Consider the following 829-nt stretch of genomic DNA (forward strand, 5'->3'; position numbering starts at 1 on the left):
TCGTGATGAACTTGTGGCGCATTGTGGGCGTTTCTGGCATGCGAATCCAAGACATTGCGAACAAAGTGGCGCCGGGTATGGGTTATGGTGTCGGTATTCTCCTTGCGCTTGGAGCTGTGGCGTTTAACTTTGGCAATGTAAGTGGCGCGGCATTAGGCATTAATGTGTTAACGGGCGTGGACACGACTTGGGGTGCGCTGTTTACTGGTGTGGTCGGCTGTTTGCTGTTTGTGGTTCATAACGCCTCCAAACGAATGGACCAAATGGCTCGCTACCTTGGCTTGTTCATGATTGTTCTGATTGCATATGTGGCAATGACGAGCTTACCTCCGATGGGAGAGACACTAAGTGCAGCGGTGATGCCTATGGATGTTGGAAGCTTGCTTCTGCCTACATTGACTATCGTTGGCGGCGCAGTTGGCGGTTACTACACGGGTGCACAACGCCTAGTGGACATCGGCTTGAAAGGTAAAGAGAACGTACCTTCCATCACTTCAACGGCGTGGGCTGGTATCTCTATTGCGGTGGTTATTCGCGTACTACTGTTTTTAGCTGTATTTGGTGTTATCGCGACAGGCGCAACGTTGGATTCAGCTAACCCGGCAGCCGACGCTTTCCGTCAAGGTGCTGGCCAGCTTGGTTACTTCATCTTTGGCTTAGTACTGTTTGTTGCTTCCATCACGTCTGTAGTGGGTAACTCTTACATGGCTATCTCATTAATTAAGACGCTTTTCCCCGTTGTAGCGCGAAACGAAAAAGCGTGGTGTGTCGGCTTCATTATCCTAACTTCGCTAGGCACGGTTACCATGGACATGCCAATTCTTCTGCT

The 829-nt window shown here is 50.3% G+C and carries 1 protein-coding gene; it reads left to right on the forward strand.

The genetic code is table 11. The annotated features are described in order from the left end of the window. Positions 1 to 829, forward strand: an 829-nt coding sequence (locus R7R24_RS24660) for an NRAMP family divalent metal transporter (RefSeq protein WP_318119721.1), incomplete at both ends; no start/stop codon positions are given.

Source organism: Vibrio sp. 704 (genome assembly GCF_033339295.1).